Origin of the sequence: Streptomyces sp. NPDC015131, assembly GCF_043079975.1 — a bacterium.
Classification (GTDB): Bacteria; Actinomycetota; Actinomycetes; order Streptomycetales; family Streptomycetaceae; genus Streptomyces.
This window is the reverse complement of the sequence record NZ_JBIBVB010000004.1, coordinates 743,251-760,891: the sequence shown is the minus strand read 5'-3', so window position 1 is coordinate 760,891 and position 17,641 is coordinate 743,251. Positions and strand designations below refer to the sequence as shown.

Genomic DNA, 17,641 nt, shown 5'->3' with positions numbered 1-17,641 from the left:
CCTTCATGCCGACTCCTCGATGTCCACCAGCGTCTCCTCCTCGGTCTCCCGGGCGACCACCGCGCGGTAGCGCCCGTCGGCGGCCAGCAGCTCCCGGTGCGTGCCCACCGCTACCGCCTCGCCGTCATGGACCAGCACCACCCGGTCCGCGACGTCCAGGAGCAGCGGCGACGACGCCAGCACCACCGTCGTCCGGCCCGCCCGCAGCCGCCGCACCCCCGCCGCCACCCGCGCCTCGGTGTGCGAGTCCACCGCCGACGTCGGCTCGTCCAGCACCAGCACCCCGGGGTCGGTGACCAGCGACCGGGCCAGCGCCAGCCGCTGGCGCTGGCCGCCCGAGAGCGACCGGCCGCGCTCGGTGATCCGGGTCCGCATCGGGTCACCACCGCCGTCCACCGACGCCTGCGCCAGCGCCTCCAGCACGTCGTCGCACTGCGCCGCCGCCAGCGCCTCGCCGGTGCTCACCCTCCCGGACGACGGCACGTCCAGCAGCTCGCTCAGGGTCCCGGACAGCAGGACCGGGTCCTTGTCCTGTACGAGGACGGCGGAGCGCGCCGCGTCGAGCGGCAGCTCGTCCAGCGGCACCCCGCCGAGCAGCACCGGCACATGCCCCTCCACGACCTGCGCCGGATGACCGCCGAGCCGGTCGGCCAGCCTGCCCGCCGCGTCCGGGTCCCCGCACACCACGGCGGTGAACAGCCCGGCCGGGGCGAGCAGCCCGGTGACCGGGTCGTACAGATCGCCACCCGGCCGCTCGGCGGTGGCTTCGGTGGTGGCCGTGGTGGTCGTGGTGGTGGTGCGCTTCAGGGCGAGCACCCGCGCGGCCCGCTTGGCGGACGGCCGCGAGAAGGAGTACGCCATGGCGATCTCCTCGAAGTTGCGCAGCGGGTGGTGGGTCAGCATGACCGCGCCGTACACGGTGACCAGGGCGCCGACCGAGACGCGCCCCTCCAGGGCGAGCCCCGCCCCGTACACCACCACGACGACCATCAGCACCCCCGGCAGCAGCACCTGGACGGCCGCGATCAGGGCCCACATGCGGGCGCTGCGCACCGCGGCCTCCCGCACCTCCTGGGACGCCTCGCGGTAGCGGCGCAGGAACAGCTCCTCGCCGCCGATGCCGCGCAGCACCCGCAGCCCGGCGACGGTGTCCGAGGCCAGCTCGGTCGCCCGCCCCGCCTTCTCCCGCTGGACGTCCGCCCGCCGGGTCGCGCGCGGCAGCAGCGGCAGCGCGGAGAGGGCCACCAGCGGCACGCCGACGGCGACCACAACGCCGAGCGCCGGTTCGTAGACCACCAGGCCCACGCAGACCAGGACCAGCGTGAGGGCCGCGGCGGCGAACCGCGACAGCGCCTCCGTGAACCAGCCGATCTTCTCGACGTCGGCGGTGGAGACGGCGACGACCTCGCCCGCGGCGACCCGCCGGGTGAGCAGCGAGCCCAGCTCGGCGGACTTGCGCGCCAGCAGCTGCTGGACGCGGGCGGCGGCGGTGATCCAGTTGGTGACGGCGGTGCGGTGCTGCATCGTGTCGCCCACCGCGACGGCCGCGCCCAGCAGGGCGATCAGGGCGGCCGCCCGGGCGAGCCCGCCGCCCGACCGGTCGACCACGGCCTCCACGGCGAGGCCCACGCCCAGCGGGAACCCGGCGATGCCGAGGTGCAGCAGCAGGCCCCACAGCAGGGACCTGACCTGTCCGCCCCACTGGTTGCGGCACAGCCACACCAGGAAGCGCGTACCGGACCGGACGTCGGGGACGCCCGGGTCGGCGTACGGAAGACGGTGAATCTGCATGGCGTCCCAGCGGGTGCGTGGAGGGGCGAGGGGATCGGAGGCGGGCGCCGCGGACCGGCAGCCGGAAACCGTGCAAGGTTCGCCTTCCGGACCGGCGGGCGGCAAACGGTTTTCCGGCCCGGCCCCCCGGAACCGGCCGTCTTCCCGGCCGGTCCGCCCCTTTCCCCGCGGTGGCCGGGCCACGCGACCGGCCGGTGGGCGCGCGGTCCCGGCCGCGCGCCCTCACCTCACCCCGAGCGACCCCTTTCCGCCCCCTACTCGGGTTTCTCCGAGTCGACGCCCGGACGGGCCCTGCGCCACTCGCCACGCGTGAAGTCGGGTATGCGCTGCGGCGCGCCCCCCGCCTTGATCGAGGCGTGGCTCAGCGGCACCGGCGCCGTCCACGTCGCGGCGTCGTACACGTCGAAGTCCGGGACCAGCCCGAGGCGCATGCACTGCATCAGCCGGTAGACCATGATGTAGTCCATCCCGCCGTGTCCGCCCGGCGGGTTGGCGTGCTCCTTCCACAGCCAGTGGTCGAACTCCTCCGCGTACGCCGAGAAGTCGGCCCACTGGTCGTCGCTGTGGTCCGGCTCCAGGTAGATCCGCTCCGGGTAGTCCTCGAAGACGCCCTTCGTGCCGCCAAGGCTGTTGATCCTGCTGTACGGGTGCGGGGTCGACACATCGTGCTCCAGCCGGATCACCCGGCCCTTCGCGGTCCGCACCATGCTGATGGTGCGGTCGCTCCCGATGTACGACTCCTTCCAGCTCGGGTCCGTCCGGGGCACGTGCGCCTCCCGGTACTCCGCCAGGCCCAGCGCCGGTGTGCCGAAGCTGCTGATGCTGACCACGCGGTCGCCGCGGTTGACGTCCATGTAGTTGGCGACCGGCCCGAAACCGTGGTTGGGGTACAGGTCGCCCCGCAGCCGGGTGTGCCACAGCCGCCGCCAGGGGCCCTCGTAGTACGTCGGCGAGAACATCAGGCCCCGCAGGTCGTGGTTGTACGCCCCGGCCCCGTGCAGCAGTTCGCCGAACTTCCCGGCGTGCGCCATGCGCAGCACGCGCATCTCGTTGCGCCCGTAGCAGCAGTTCTCCAGCTGCATGCAGTGGCGGCGGGTGCGCTCGGAGAGGTCCACGAGCCGCCACAGCTCGTCCAGGCGCATCGCGACGGGGCATTCGACGCCCACGTGCTTGCCGTTCAGCATCGCCGCCTTCGCCATGGCGAAGTGGAGGTCCCAGGGGGTCGCCACATAGACCAGGTCGATGTCGCCGCGCTCGCAGAGGTTCTCGTAGTCGTGCTCCCCGCCGGCGTACACGGCGGGGGAGGGCTGCCCGGCGGCCACCACCTTGGTCGCGGCCTTCTCGGTCTTCGCGCGGACCGGGTCGCACACGGCGACCACCCGCACGCCCGGGACGGCCAGGAAGAGGTCGATCATGCTGTCACCGCGGTTGCCGAGCCCCACGATCCCGACGCGGACGGTGGAGCGCCGCTCGAAGGGCACCCCCGCCATGGTGCGGCCCTGGCGCGGCGGAGCGGCGTCGGCGGCGTCCCCGGCCGGGGCCTCCGCGGCCGCCGCCGGGCCGGTGCCCAGCGCGCCCCACCCCAGCCCGGCGGCTCCCGCCACCCCGGCCGTGGTCCGCAGGACCGCCCGCCGGCTGGGCGGGCCCTCGGGGGCGGTGTCCCGGTCCTGCCCGTCGGCTGCTGCGTCGTTCATCGAACCTCCAGAGCGTCGTGTGCGCGGCTGGTCCATGAATCCCGGCAAGGACCCTGGCCGGTGGGGTTGTTGGTGCGCAAGGGCCGTGTTTGGACTCTCGTTGCGAGTGCATGGACTTCTGGGGCCGCAGCATCCGGATCACCGCGAGGCGCTCGGCGAGGCAGCCGGCCGGGGACTGGGCGGGGCGCTCGTCGGGTGCTCGGCGAGGCAGCCGGCCGGGGACTCGGCAGGGCGCTCGGCGGGCCGCCGGGGCACCGGGCGCCGGGCGCACGCACCGGCGCGGGGCGCGCGCCCCCGCGTACACCGACCGCCGCCCGCCGCGCGGTATCCGGCCAGGTCGGAACCGCTTTGTGCCAATCACCGGCGATCCGCCACCCACCCCGCCGGAGCGCCGCTACACAGGAAGACCGGTGCGGCGCGCTCCCGGCACGGCGCGGGCCGATGGTGTGGGGGAGGACTGAACGGTTGCTGACCATCAAGGTGGCCGTACTGCTCGCGGGCAGCGGCGTCTCCGGGGCGAGCCGGTGAGCCCCCGCGCACGCGGGCGGAGACCGACGACATCCCGGCGCCCTCCCGCACGCCGCCCCGCACGCCGCCCGACGCGCTCTCCCGCGCGGCGACGCGGCCGGCGGCCGGGGCGGCGGCGGAGCGCGGACGACCGGCTGACCGGCCTGCTGGTGGTCGCCGTCCTGGCCGTCGCGGTCACCGTGGCCGCCGTCCGGTGGCTGCTCGCGCACGGGTGGGTCCTGGTGGCCATCGGCGTACTCGCGGCGTCCGCCGCCGGCGCCCGGCTGCACCGGAAGCGGCAGCGGGCCCGCTGGGAGGCGGTCCGGGCCCAGGGCCTGCGGTACGCCGTGACGCAGCTGGACGCCCTGCACCACACCCGGTTCGAGGACGCGGTACGGGACCTGATGCACCGGGACGGCTGCCGGGACGCGGTGCGCGTCGGGGGCCGCGGCGATTTGGGCGCGGACGTGAAGGCCACCGACCCCTACGGCCGCCGCTGGGTCGTCCAGTGCAAGCACCGCCGCGACGGGCTCGCAGGGTCCCCGGTGGGCACGCCCGACCTCCAGGTCCTCAACGGCACCGCCCGCCAGGTCCACGGCGCCGACGTCGCGGTCCTCGTCACCAACGGCCGGGTCACCCGGCCGGCCGTGGACTTCGCCGCCCAGCAGCGCCTCCATGTGGTCGACCGCCACACCCTCGCGCTGTGGGCCTCCGGCTCACGCCCGCTGTGGGAGCTGCTCCGGGCCGTGCCTCCGCCCCGGCGGCCGACGGCCCTCTCCTGAAGGGGCCTTCCTGAAGGGCCCCTCTCCGGAAGGGGATCTGCCCTGAAGGGCCCCTCTCCGGAAGGGGATCTGCCCTGAAGGGGCCCCGTCCCCGAAGGCCGGCAGGGACCGGCTACTTCTCCCAGTCCACCCGCATCCCGTGATGCCGTACGCAGCCGCCGTCGGCGACCAGGGACGGCACCCCGGAGTAGTGGTCGGGTGCGAGCCACAGGGCGATGCCCCGGTCGTCCGTCGTCCGCACCCCCGGCAGGCCGGCGCCCGGCTCGCCCCGGGGCGGCGCCGGGACGTCCTTCACCGTGTGGCCCCGCGCCCGCCACTCTTCGCGGAGGGTGGCGACGGCTGCCAGGTAGTCGGCCCGGTCGACGTGGTCGAGGCTCCATTCGACCGTCGGCCGGTCGCGGGTGACGTCCCCCTCGTCCACACCGAAGTCGTCCTTGCAGGACGCGTTGGCCATCTCCCGGCCCGCGTACACCGATCCCGGGTCGAGGCCCAGCCGCCGTACCGCGTCCTCACCGGCCGACTCGGTGTGCCGCAGGTGTTCGCGGAACGCCGTCTCCGAGAGGATCTTGCCTCCCTCCCAGGCGGTGCAGCCCCGGGCCAGTGCGGCCAGGGCGAGCACGATCGCCGTCCCGACACCCATCAGCGCGGCCACCTGGCGCCAGTTGGGGGACGTACGGGCGGCGGCGGGGCCCGGCGCGGCGGAGGCGGGGCCGGCGGAGGGCGGCGTTGTCGTCATGGACACATCCCACCGGGCGGTACGGGCCGGACGGCACCGCTCCCGTACTCAGAGGCCGGTGAGTACCGCGCCGCTCCCGCCGGGCGCCGGGTGACGACCGGTCAGGGGCGTGTCGCCCGCTCCAGCGCCAGCAGCGCGGAGTGGTAGGGGCGGCCCGTGGCGTGCTGCATGCCGACCTCGCACATCCGGTTGGTCGAGAGGTAGGCGTCGTACGTGCGGGCCGTCACTTCCGCCGCCTCCCGCGCCGTCGCCGACTCGGTCAGCTCCGGGTGCAGCAGCCCCCGGTCGCCCGCGAAGGCGCAGCAGCCCGCCTCGTCCGGGACGACGACCTCCTCGGCGCAGGCCGCCGCGACCGCCACCAGCCGTTCCGCGTCGCCGAGGTGGTGCCCCGCGCAGGTGGGGTGGACGACCGCGGACCCGGCCCTCCGGCGTACCTCCAGGTGCGGCAGCAGCTCGCCGGCGGCCCAGGCGACCGGGTCCAGCACGGTCAGCTCCGCGTGCAGCTCGCGGTTGCGGTCGCTCAGGTACGGCACCACCTCGCGGGCCAGCCCCAGGGCGCAGGAGGAGGCGTCGGTGACGAGCGGCAGCCGCCCGCCGGCCGTCCAGCCCCAGGCGGCCTCCACCACCCGGTTCGCCATCAGCCGGGCGCCGTCCTCGTACCCCTTGGAGTGCCAGACGGTGGCGCAGCAGGTGCCGGACACGTCCTCGGGGATCCACACCGGCTTCCCGGCGCGCGCCGACAGCGCCACCACCGCCTCGGGCAGCGAGGGCCCCTCGTGGCCGTCCGGTTCGCCGAAGACGCGGTTGACGCACGACGGGTAGTACACGGCGACGGCCGTCGTCCGCTCCGTACCGGGCAGTGCGGCGGAGGCCGCCGCGGGGATCTCGGGCAGCCATTCGGGCACCAGGTCGGGGCGCACCGCGCGCCGCGCCAGGCCCGTCAGGGACGCGGGCAGCCGGTCGCCGAGCCGCCGCCCGGTGGCGACCGCCCGCCGGGCCGCCGCCTCCACGGCCCCGAAGCGCCGCGCGGCCAGTGCCGCGGCCCGCTCCTCCGCGGCCGAGTGCCGGGCGTGCCGCAGCCGTTTCATCAGCGTGCCCGTGTCGATGCCCACCGGGCAGGCGAGCGCGCAGACCGAGTCGCCCGCGCAGGTGTCCACCGCGTCGTGGCCGTACGCCGCGAGGAGTGCCGTCTCGACGGGCGCCCCCGGGCCCTGCCGCATCATCTCGCGGCGCAGCACGATCCGCTGACGGGGCGTCGTGGTCAGGTCCCGGCTGGGGCAGACCGGTTCGCAGAACCCGCACTCGATGCACGGGTCGCTGAGCGGGTCCACCCTCGGCACGGTCTTCAGGCCGCGCAGGTGCCCGCGCGGGTCGCGGTCGAGGACGATCCTCGGCGCGAGGATGCCGTCGGGGTCGAGCGCCGCCTTCGTCCGCCACATCAGCTCCGTGGCCCTCGGCCCCCACTCCAGCTCCAGGAAGGGCGCGATGTTGCGGCCGGTGGCGTGCTCGGCCTTCAGCGAGCCGTCGAACCGCTCGACGGTCAGCTTGCAGAACTCGTCCATGAAGGCGGCGTACCGGTCCACGTCGGCCGGGTCGGCCGGGTCGAACGCCAGCAGGAAGTGCAGGTTGCCGTGGGCGGCGTGCCCGGCGACCGCGGCGTCGAAGCCGTGCTCCGCCTGGAGCGCCAGCAGCGCCTCGCACGCCTCGGCGAGCCGCGCCGGGGGCACCGCGAAGTCCTCGGTGATCAGCGTCGTACCGGACGGGCGTCCCCCGCCCACCGCGGCGACGAACGCCTTGCGCGCCTTCCAGTACCCGCCGATGGTGGCGGCGTCCCGGGTGAAGGCGTTGGTGACGGAGGGGACGGGTGCGGTCGGCCCGGCCTCCGCCAGGACGCGGGCGGCGGCCCGCTCGTACGCCGTGAGCGCCGCCTCGTCCGGCGCCCGGAACTCCACCAGCAGGGCCGCCGTGGGGCCGGGCAGCCGCGCCCAGTCGGCGGGCACGCCGTCCACCCGTACCGAGGCGCGCAGGGTGTTGCCGTCCATCAGCTCCACGGCGGCGGCGCCGGCCTCGGTGAAGCCGGGCACGGCCGCCGCCGCGGCGGTCAGCGACGGGAAGAACAGCAGCGCCGCCGCGACCTCGCGGTCCAGGGGAAGGGTGTCGAACACCACCTCGGAGAGGAAGCCGAACGTGCCCTGGGACCCCACCATCAGCCCCCGGAGGATCTCGGTGGGCGTGGACCCGTCCAGGTAGGCGTCGAGGCGGTACCCGTTGGTGTTCTTGATCCGGTACTTGGCGCGGATACGGGCCGTCAGCTCCGGGTCGGCCTCGATCTCCGCCTTCACGGCGAGCAGCTCGGCGCACAGGCCCGGTTCGGCGCGCGCCAGTTCTTCGTCGGCCCCCGGGTCGGCCGTGTCGACGACGGTGCCGGAGGGCAGCACCACGGTCAGGGAGGCGACCGTGCGGTAGGAGTCGCGGGCCGTGCCGGCGGTCATGCCGGAGGCGTTGTTGGCGACGACGCCGCCCACCGTGCAGGCCGCGGCGCTCGCCGGGTCGGGGCCCAGGATCCGGCCGTGGCGCGCGAGGGCGGCGTTGACCCGGGCGACGGTGGTGCCGGGGCGGACCCGGACCCGGGCGCCGCCGTCCAGCACCTCCACGCCGGTCCAGTGGCGGCGTACGTCGACGAGGATGTCCTCGCCCTGCGCCTGGCCGTTGAGGCTGGTCCCGGCCGCCCGGAACACCACCTCCCGGCCCTTGCCGTGGGCGTAGGACAGCACCGCGGAGATGTCGTCGACGTCCTCGGCGACCACCACGATCCGCGGCAGGAACCGGTAGGGGCTGGCGTCCGAGGCGTACCGGACGAGGTCGGAGACGTGCCAGAGCACCTTGCCGGGGCCCAGGAGGGCGGTCAGCTCGTCGCGCAGCCGCCCGGATGCTCCGTGCGCCAGCAGGTCGGGCACCCGGTCGGGGGAGGGGGCGTGGTGCGCGCCGGGACGGAGGGCGTCGGGGTTCGGCTCCAGCAGCGGCATGTCACGGTCCCCTCGGTGGGCCGCCACGCGGGCGGCGGTGCACGGAGGGCGCGGCGGGCGCCCCGGTCAGCAGTCGCGCCGCGGGCCTCCGTCGACCAGCGCGGACAGCAGGCCGCCGAGCACTTCGCGCTGTTCGGCGGTCAATGGAGCCAGGATGTCCTCTGCGGCGGTCCGGCGCGCGGTGCGCAGCCGCCGCAGCGTGTCGCGCCCGGTGTCGGTGAGCTCGATCCGCACCACCCGGCGGTTGGCCGGGTCGGGGACGCGGCGGACCCGGCCGCTCGCCTCCAGGCCGTCCACCAGGCTGGTGACGGCGCGCGGCACCACTTCGAGGCGGGCGGCCAGGTCGGCCATCCGGGGCGGGTGGTCGTAGTGCGCGACCGTGCGCAGCAGCCTCGACTGGGCGGGGGTGATCGCTATGTCGGCCGACTCGAGCTGCCGCTGCTGGCTGCGGTGGAGGCGCCGGGTCAGCCGGAGCAGCTGCTCGGCCAGCAGACCGTCGGCGTCGGGGGTGTTCATGCCCGGATGATATCAGGACCTCGTGCACTGTGAATATAGGTAACAATGAGCTATGCTCTCATGGGCCCGGCGTACGAACCGGGCCCGCGAGGCGCGGCCCCCGCCGCTCCTCCCGCCCGCCCCGCGCCCGGGGCCGGGGGCACGCGCGGCACGCGTCCCGTCCGGCCCCCTGGCCACCTCCCTAAGGAGCCCATGCGCAGCCACCCGGAGTCCGCCTGGACACCCCCACCGCCCGATCCGGAGCAGCCGCCGGCCGACATCCGGCGCATCCTCCGGCTCTTCCGGCCCTACCGCGGCAGGCTCGCCGTGGTGGGCCTGCTGGTCGGCGCCTCGTCCCTGGTGTCGGTCGCCTCGCCCTTCCTGCTCCGCGAGATCCTCGACACCGCGATCCCGCAGGGCCGTACGGGCCTGCTCACGCTGCTCGCCCTCGGCATGATCCTCACCGCCGTGGTGACCGGCGTCTTCAATGTCCTCCAGACCCTGATCTCCACCACCGTCGGCCAGCGCGTGATGCACGACCTGCGCACCGCCGTCTACGGCCGGCTCCAGCGGATGTCGCTCGCCTTCTTCACCCGCACCCGCACCGGCGAGGTCCAGTCCCGCATCGCCAACGACATCGGCGGCATGCAGGCGACTGTCACCTCCACCGCCACCTCCCTGGTCTCCAATCTGACCGCCGTGGTGGCCACCGTCGTCGCCATGCTCGCGCTGGACTGGCGGCTCACCGTCGTCTCCCTGCTCCTGCTCCCGCTGTTCGTGTGGATCAGCCGCCGGGTCGGCCGCGAGCGCAAGAGGATCACCACCCAGCGGCAGAAGCAGATGGCCGCGATGGCCGCCACCGTCACCGAGTCGCTCTCCGTCAGCGGCATCCTGCTGGGCCGCACCATGGGGCGCGCCGACTCCCTCACCCGGTCCTTCGCCGCCGAGTCGGAGCGCCTGGTGGGGCTGGAGGTGCGCTCCTCCATGGCCGGCCGCTGGCGGATGTCCACCATCGGCATCGTCATGGCCGCGATGCCCGCGATGCTCTACTGGGCCGCCGGACTGGCGCTCCAGGCGGGCGGGCCGGCCATTTCCATCGGCACCCTGGTCGCCTTCGTCTCGCTCCAGCAGGGCCTGTTCCGGCCCACCGTGAGCCTGCTCTCCACCGGTGTCGAGATCCAGACGTCGCTCGCCCTCTTCCAGCGGATCTTCGAGTACCTGGACCTGCCGGTCGACATCACCGAGCCCCGCGACCCCGTCCGGCTGGAGAAGATCCGCGGCGAGGTCCGCTTCGAGGAGGTCGCCTTCCGGTACGACGCCGAGGGCGGCGAGACCCTCAGCGACATCGACATCACCGTGCCGGCGGGCGGCAGCCTGGCCGTCGTCGGCCCGACCGGCTCGGGCAAGTCCACCCTCAGCCACCTCGTCCCGAGGCTGTACGACGTCACGGCCGGCCGTGTCACCCTCGACGGCGTGGACGTGCGGGACCTGGACTTCGACACCCTCGCCCGCGGGGTGGGCGTGGTGTCGCAGGAGGCGTACCTCTTCCACGCCTCCGTCGCCGACAACCTCCGCTTCGCCCGCCCCTCCGCGACCGACGAGGAGATCGAGGAGGCCGCGCGGGCGGCGCAGATCCACGACCACATCGCCTCGCTCCCCGACGGGTACGACACCCTGGTCGGCGAGCGGGGCCACCGCTTCTCCGGCGGTGAGAAGCAGCGCCTGGCCATCGCCCGGACGATCCTGCGCGACCCGCCGGTGCTGATCCTGGACGAGGCGACCAGCGCCCTCGACACCCGCACCGAGCACGCCGTCCAGCAGGCCATCGACGCCCTCTCGGCCGGCCGGACCACCCTGACCATCGCCCACCGGCTCTCCACCGTCCGGGACGCCGACGAGATCGTCGTCCTGGACGGCGGCCGCATCGCCGAGCGCGGCACCCACGACGAACTGATGGCGCGGGACGGCCGGTACGCGGCGCTGGTGCGCGGCGACGCGGAGCTGGAGCCGGTCGTGCCCTGACCGGCCACCCCCGGGCGGAACGACGGCGCCGCCGCTCCCCTGGGACGGGGAAGCGGCGGCGCCGGGGCGGACGATCGTCAGACGAGCCAGCCGACGAAGTGGACGAGGCCGGCGAGCAGGTCGGTGATGACGTTCATGTCGTGCGTTCTCCTTGAGCTTCACTGATGTGTGGGACAGTGCAGTCGCGGTCTGCAGCCCGTCGCTTGCGCACCGTAAGCATCATCCGTCGCGTGCGCCGCGGGCACCGAAACGGGTGACGATCATGCGTTCGGGCGAACATCCGCGCCCCTGTTCGTTTGTTCCGTGCCGCTGGGCGGGGATCGCGGCGGCGGGAGCCGCGGTGCCGCGGGAGTGCGGCGGTGGGGGAGTACGGCGTGTGAAGTGCCCGGATTTGTCCGTTTGTCGGGTTAACGTGCCCGCATGACGAAGGACTCCCCGCAGGGCATGCCCCCGCGCCGACGGCTCCGGATGACCCGCCGCGGCTGGATCGCGCTGAGCACGGGCGTGCTCGTCGTCGTGGCCGCCGCGGTGCTGCTGCCCCTCCTGCTGACCGGCAAGGAGCCCCCGGCCCCGCCGCCCCCGGAGAAGCCCACCATGCTCCTCGTCCCCGAGGGCTGGCGGGCGACGCAGGTGTACGAGGCGGCCGACAAGGCGCTGAAGGCCGCCCCCGGCACCACCCGGAAGGTCGCCGAGGGCGCGAAACTGAAGCTGCCGGACGACGCGCTGGGCAACCCCGAGGGGTTCCTCTTCCCCGCGACGTACCCGGTCTACAAGAAGACGACCCCGCGCGGGCTGCTGGACTACATGGTCCGCACCGCGCACGAGCGCTTCGGCCCGGCCCGGGCGGGCGCCGCCGCGGCCCCGCAGCCCGGCATGGGCCTCTACCAGCAGGTGATCATCGCCAGCATCGTGCAGGCCGAGGCCGACACCCCGGAGGACATGGGCAAGGTCGCCCGGGTCGTCCACAACCGCCTCGCGCAGGGCATGGCGCTCCAGATGGACTCCACGCTGAACTACGGGCTCGGCCGGTCCACCATCGACACCTCGCACGCCGAGACCCGGATGGACAACCCGTACAACACCTACAACCGCCAGGGCCTGCCGCCCACCCCCATCGCCAACCCCGGCGAGCAGGCCATGCGCGCCGCGACCGCCCCGCCGCCCGGGAACTGGCTCTACTTCGTCACCGTACGGCCCGGCGACACCCGCTTCACTGCCGACTACGCCGAACACCAGCGCAATGTGCAGGAGTTCAACGCACAGCGGGCGTCCGACCCGAGCTGACCGCGACCGGTCCGGGCACCTCCGCCGGCGCCGCCGCCACCCGTGCCGTCTCCAGCAGCCGGACGATGTCACGGGCGGCGGCCCGGCCCGCCCGGTTCGCGCCGATCGTCGACGCCGACGGCCCGTACCCGACGAGGTGTACGCGCGCGTCCCGTACCGCCCTGGTCCCGTCCACGGCGATCCCGCCGCCCGGCTCACGCAGCCGGAGCGGCGCCAGATGGCCCACGGCCGCCCGGAAGCCGGTCGCCCACAGGATGACGTCCGCCTCCAAGGGCGGCCTCGCCTCCCGGTCCCACGCCACGCCCGTCGGGGTGATCCGGTCGAACATCGGCAGCCGGTCCAGCACACCCCGCTCCCGCGCCCGCCGGGTGGCGTCGTTCAGCGGCAGCCCGGTCACCGACACCACGCTCGCCGGCGGCAGCCCCCGGCGCACCCGCTCCTCCACGAGCGCCACCGCCGCGCGGCCCTCCGCCTCGCCGAACGGCCCCTCGCGCCACACCGGCTCGCGCCGCGTGACCCAGGTCGTCTCCGCCGCCACCTCGGCGATCTCCATCAGGTGCTGCGTCCCCGACGCGCCGCCGCCCACCACGACCACCCGCAGCCCCGCGAACTCCTCCGGCCCCGGGTAGTCCGCCGTGTGCAACTGCCGTCCCAGGAAGCTCTCCTGCCCCGGATAGCGCGGCAGGAAGGGCCGGTCCCAGGTGCCCGTCGCACTCACCAGGGCGCGCGCCGCGTACGTCCCCTCCGAGGACTCCACCAGCAGCCGCCCGCCCGCACCCTCCCGTACCGCCGCCACATGGACGGGCCGGTGCACCCGCAACCCGAACCGCTCCTCGTACGCCGCGAAGTACGCGCCGATCACCTCCGCCGACGGCCGCCCCTCGTCGGCGCCGGTCAGCTCCATCCCGGGCAGCGCGTGCATCCCGTGCACCTTGCCGTACGTCAGCGACGGCCACCGGAACTGCCACGCCCCGCCGGGCGCCGGGGCGTGGTCCAGGACGACGACGTCCCGCCCCGGCTCCATCCCGAGCCGCCGCAGGTGGTACGCGGCCGACAGCCCCGCCTGGCCTGCGCCGACGACCACCACGTCCACATGGTTCATGCTTCTACCAACCCGGAGCCCGCCCCGGATCTTCCCGGCGCGTCCCGCACCCCGCGCGATGCCACCATGGGGACATGAGCGACGCATTCACCACCCGTACGCTACGGATCACGACCGGCGCCCAGGAGACGGTCCACGACCTCACCGGCGCGTGCGCCTCCTTCCTCCGCGAGGTCGCCGCCGGCCGCGACGGCCTGCTGAACGTCTTCACCCCGCACGCCACCACCGGCGTCGCGATCCTGGAGACCGGCGCCGGCAGCGACGACGACCTCCTGGCCGCGCTCCACACCCTGCTCCCGGCCGACGACCGCTGGCAGCACCGCCACGGCAGCCCCGGCCACGGCCGCGACCACGTCCTCCCCGCCCTGGTCCCCCCGCACGCCACGATCCCGGTAGTGAACGGCGAAATGGCCCTCGGCACCTGGCAGTCGGTCTGCGTGGTCGACACGAACAAGGACAACCCGGAGCGGCAGGTGCGGCTGAGCTTCCTGGGCTGAGCGAGATCGTTCAGGGCATCGCCAGGGTCGGTGGCCTCGGCCGCAAACGCGATCAACTGCTCAGTAATGGGGCGATGTGGGTGGGACCCGCACGTGCGGGGCGCATGTGGTGCCGTGCTCCACGACCGCGTCGGGGCACGGACCACCCCGCGTGTGCGGGGCCCACAGATCTCACGGGGCGAACAGAGGCCCGCGACAAGGACCACCCCCGCGTGTGCGGGGCCCACCCGTGGACGAAGGTCGGCGCGGGCGGGGTGAACGGACCACCCCCGCGTGTGCGGGGCCCACGCCCACAGGGGAAAGCCGTGTCGGCCGCCCAGGGGACCACCCCCGCGTGTGCGGGGCCCACACGATGATCAATGAGCTCTCCTACGTGAGTCGGGGGCCATCCCCCGTGTGCGGGGCCCACTCGGCCGCTATGGAGAGTGGCTTGCCTTCGCCCGGACCATCCCCGCGTGTGCGGGGCCCACATGTGGCTAGGTCAGAACCTCGCCGTGGCGATCGGACCACCCCCGCGTGTGCGGGCCCACATCATCGGTGCCGACCCCGCGAGCGTCGACGAAGGACCACCCCCGCGTGTGCGGGGCCCACGCCGGCGCGCAGTTCCGCACGCTGGTCGGCCCGGGACCACCCCCGCGTGTGCGGGGCCCACCTCCTGGACGCGGTGCGAGGCGGGCGACTGTAGGGACCACCCCCGCGTGTGCGGGGCCCACAAGGGCGATGCCCCGATGAACCACCCCACCCCCGGACCACCCCCGCGTGTGCGGGGCCCACGACGGCGACGACTCCGAGGAACGCGACAAGCAGGGACCACCCCCGCGTGTGCGGGGCCCACACCACCCTCGCCATCGCGCTGGGCTACGGACCACCCCCGCGTGTGCGGAGCCCACCGTCGGGACCGGTACCGAGGGCGCGTCGAGTGCGGACCACCCCGGCGTGTGCGGGGCCCACCGGCGGGTCATGACGGGCTCCGATCAGGTGTGCGGACCACCCCCGCGTGTGCGGGGCCCACGGCCCCGACCGGCCGCAGCTCGGTGTCGGGGACGGACCACCCCCGCGTGTGCGGGGCCCACGACGTGTTCAAGCGGCTGGCCAAGGCGCCCGAGGGACCACCCCCGCGTGTGCGGGGCCCACGCCCGTCACGGTCCTCGCCATGGTGGTGTTCCCGGACCACCCCCGCGTGTGCGGGGCCCACCGCTCGCGCGCCTCCTGGAGAAGCCGCACAGCCGGACCACCCCCGCGTGTGCGGGGCCCACGCAGCGGCAGCACCAGCCCAGCAGGCCGCGGACGGACCACCCCCGCGTGTGCGGGGCCCACGGCGGCCCTCCCCTGCTGGCGGAGGCGGCGGCGGGACCACCCCACGTGTGCGGGGCCCACTGGGACAGACCCGGTCGCCAGCGCACCTGCTTCGGACCACCCCCGCGTGTGCGGGGCCCACGCAAGATGGTCGTGAGGGTCGTCGGTCTTCGGGGGACCACCCCCGCGTGTGCGGGGCCCACCACTACGGTGCCGGGATGGACGACGACCACGCGGGACCACCCCCGCGTGTGCGGGGCCCACGCGGCCTGCGGGTCGGCCGCTCGACGGGCCCGGGGACCACCCCCGCGTGTGCGGGGCCCACCTGCGCCAGTCAGCGCCGAAGACGCAGGCCGGCGGACCACCCCCGCGTGTGCGGGGCCCACGGGATGCGGCGCAGCATCTTCCCCAGCTGCGTAGGACCACCCCCACGTGTGCGGGGCCCACGGCCGGCCAGCGGCTCTGGGGTGGGGGCGGCGAGGGACCACCCCCGCGTGTGCGGGGCCCACTGATCACGCTGCTTCCCGGTGCAGGGCGGGGAGGGACCACCCCCGCGTGTGCGGGGCCCACCCGGGGGTGGGCCCGTGATGCTCGCTGAGGATCGGACCACCCCCGCGTGTGCGGGGCCCATAGCGCTCCGCCGTCGCGCCGGAATCGATAGCCCGGACCACCCCCGCGTGTGCGGGGCCCACGCAGGAGCTGCCACCCGCCGGGGGCGAGGACTGCGGACCACCCCCGCGTGTGCGGGGCCCACGACAGCCCGACCGCCGAGTCCGCGCTGCTCTTCGGACCACCCCCGCGTGTGCGGGGCCCACGCCTCGACCGGCTTCTTCGGCGGCGGCGGGGTCGGACCACCCCCGCGTGTGCGGGGCCCACGCCTCGACCGGCTTCTTCGGCGGCGGCGGGGTCGGACCACCCCCGCGTGTGCGGGGCCCACTCGGCGATGCCGTCGAAGGTGGAGCGGATGAGCGGACCACCCCCGCGTGTGCGGGGCCCACTTCGGCCCGGCCGTCACCGCGCGCAGGAGGAGCGGACCACCCCCGCGTGTGCGGGGCCCACGGGATGAGGAGGTGGGCGTCGAAGCCGTCAGGGGGACCACCCCCGCGTGTGCGGGGCCCACGACATCCGCTTGTCCAGCTCGAACTCAATGAGCGGACCACCCCCGCGTGTGCGGGGCCCACAGACACTCGTCACGTACGTGTCCCCTGCCACCAGGACCACCCCCGCGTGTGCGGGGCCCACTGGGCCGCCGGACGGGCGGCGCGTGTGGTGCGCGGACCACCCCCGCGTGTGCGGGGCCCACCGGGCCTCCGCCGACCTTGCCTTCTCCGCCCTCGGACCATCCCCGCGTGTGCGGGGCCCACTCGTACAGGACGGTCATCTGGGCCCGGTCCATCGGACCATCCCCGCGTGTGCGGGGCCCACCAGGTCCCGGAGGGCGTCTACGGCGGGACCGCCGGACCATCCCCGCGTGTGTGGGGCCCACTCCACCACGCCCGCCATGGCGCGCACGAGCCCAGGACCATCCCCGCGTGTGCGGGGCCCACGCCGAGAACGGCTACCAGGACATCCAGGACCGGGGACCATCCCCGCGTGTGCGGGGCCCACGAGGCGTACCCGAAGTTCAGTGAGGACGAACTGGGGCCACCCCGCGTGTGCGGGGCCCACATGCCCTCCACGAGGCGCGAGTTGATGAACTGCGGACCACCCCCGCGTGTGCGGGGCCCACGGACGGCCGCCCCCGGGGCGGAGCTATGTGCGCGGACCACCCCCGCGTGTGCGGGGCCCACCAGGCGGTCAGATCCGCTACGCAGGGGGTCTGCGGACCACCCCCGCGTGTGCGGGGCCCACCGGGCAGCGTGCGGGGTGCGGAGTTCGCGGCGCGGACCACCCCCGCGTTTGCGGGGCCCACCGCAGTGGCCTGCCCCCGGACGTGGGGGTGCGCGGACCACCCCCGCGTGTGCGGGGCCCACGCCTTCCTCCGCGTCGGCCGCGACTGGTTCGGGGGACCACCCCCGCGTGTGCGGGGCCCACGCCGCCGCCGACCAGCGGCGGACGGCCAGCGACGGACCATCCCCGCGTGTGCGGGGCCCACCTCGCATGCAACCAAGAAGCCCAGATCTCACGCGGACCACCCCCGCGTGTGCGGGGCCCACACGGTCACTGCCTGATCCGCCGGGGCGCGGGAGGGACCACCCCCGCGTGTGCGGGGCCCACGGGTTGGTCATCACCTCAGGCACGCCCGGCACCGGACCACCCCCGCGTGTGCGGGGCCCACCCGACGATGTACTTCTGGCCGAGCGGCAGGAGCGGACCACCCCCGCGTGTGCGGGGCCCACGCGCAGTCGCGCGGGCACTCGGTGAGGTGCGGGGGACCACCCCCGCGTGTGCGGGGCCCATTACAACGAC

10 protein-coding genes and 1 CRISPR repeat array are annotated in these 17,641 nt (G+C 75.1%); of the genes, 4 read left to right on the top strand and 6 right to left on the bottom strand.

Annotated elements, in window-relative coordinates; genetic code table 11:
- Positions 1–3 precede the first annotated feature (3 nt).
- Positions 4–1,791, bottom strand: coding sequence for an ABC transporter transmembrane domain-containing protein (locus ACF08D_RS19500; protein WP_392223952.1), 1,788 nt, complete (start codon positions 1,789–1,791; stop codon positions 4–6).
- A 254-nt stretch (positions 1,792–2,045) separates the two neighbouring features.
- Positions 2,046–3,485 carry a Gfo/Idh/MocA family protein gene (locus tag ACF08D_RS19495; protein ID WP_392223951.1) on the bottom strand — a complete coding sequence of 480 codons (1,440 nt, stop codon included), beginning with the start codon at positions 3,483–3,485 and terminating at the stop codon, positions 2,046–2,048.
- Between the two features lie 674 nt (positions 3,486–4,159).
- Here ACF08D_RS19495 and ACF08D_RS19490 point away from each other — a divergent pair.
- A complete protein-coding gene (locus ACF08D_RS19490; RefSeq protein WP_392224105.1) occupies positions 4,160–4,774 on the top strand; it encodes a restriction endonuclease in 615 nt (204 codons plus the stop codon).
- 112 nt (positions 4,775–4,886) lie between these two features.
- Here ACF08D_RS19490 and ACF08D_RS19485 read toward each other — a convergent pair whose 3' ends face one another.
- From ACF08D_RS19485 to ACF08D_RS19475, 3 genes are all read right to left on the bottom strand, one after another.
- Complete coding sequence (locus tag ACF08D_RS19485; RefSeq protein WP_392223950.1) at positions 4,887–5,510, bottom strand: hypothetical protein; 624 nt, start codon at positions 5,508–5,510, stop codon at positions 4,887–4,889.
- A 101-nt stretch (positions 5,511–5,611) separates the two neighbouring features.
- Positions 5,612–8,536, bottom strand: a complete 2,925-nt coding sequence (locus ACF08D_RS19480) for an FAD-binding and (Fe-S)-binding domain-containing protein (RefSeq protein WP_392223949.1) — start codon at positions 8,534–8,536, stop codon at positions 5,612–5,614.
- A gap of 66 nt (positions 8,537–8,602) precedes the next feature.
- Positions 8,603–9,052 carry a MarR family winged helix-turn-helix transcriptional regulator gene (locus ACF08D_RS19475; protein WP_392223948.1) on the bottom strand — a complete coding sequence of 150 codons (450 nt, stop codon included), beginning with the start codon at positions 9,050–9,052 and terminating at the stop codon, positions 8,603–8,605.
- A 192-nt stretch (positions 9,053–9,244) separates the two neighbouring features.
- Here ACF08D_RS19475 and ACF08D_RS19470 point away from each other — a divergent pair, with 192 nt between their 5' ends.
- Positions 9,245–11,053 (top strand): ABC transporter ATP-binding protein, encoded by a 1,809-nt coding sequence (locus ACF08D_RS19470; RefSeq protein WP_392223947.1) that lies wholly within the window; start codon positions 9,245–9,247, stop codon positions 11,051–11,053.
- A gap of 420 nt (positions 11,054–11,473) precedes the next feature.
- Positions 11,474–12,337: an endolytic transglycosylase MltG gene (gene mltG / locus ACF08D_RS19465; RefSeq protein WP_392223946.1), complete on the top strand. Its 864-nt coding sequence runs from the start codon at positions 11,474–11,476 to the stop codon at positions 12,335–12,337.
- On the opposite strand, the gene ACF08D_RS19460 is transcribed toward mltG, so the two are convergent.
- A complete protein-coding gene (locus ACF08D_RS19460; protein ID WP_392223945.1) occupies positions 12,306–13,439 on the bottom strand; it encodes an FAD-dependent oxidoreductase in 1,134 nt (377 codons plus the stop codon). The two genes, mltG and ACF08D_RS19460, sit on opposite strands and share 32 nt — an antisense overlap.
- A gap of 74 nt (positions 13,440–13,513) precedes the next feature.
- Here ACF08D_RS19460 and ACF08D_RS19455 point away from each other — a divergent pair, with 74 nt between their 5' ends.
- Positions 13,514–13,936 (top strand): secondary thiamine-phosphate synthase enzyme YjbQ, encoded by a 423-nt coding sequence (locus ACF08D_RS19455; RefSeq protein WP_392223944.1) that lies wholly within the window; start codon positions 13,514–13,516, stop codon positions 13,934–13,936.
- 85 nt (positions 13,937–14,021) lie between these two features.
- Positions 14,022–17,632: a CRISPR direct-repeat array (repeat unit 21 nt; unit sequence CCCCGCGTGTGCGGGGCCCAC).
- Between the last annotated feature and the right edge of the window lie 9 nt (positions 17,633–17,641).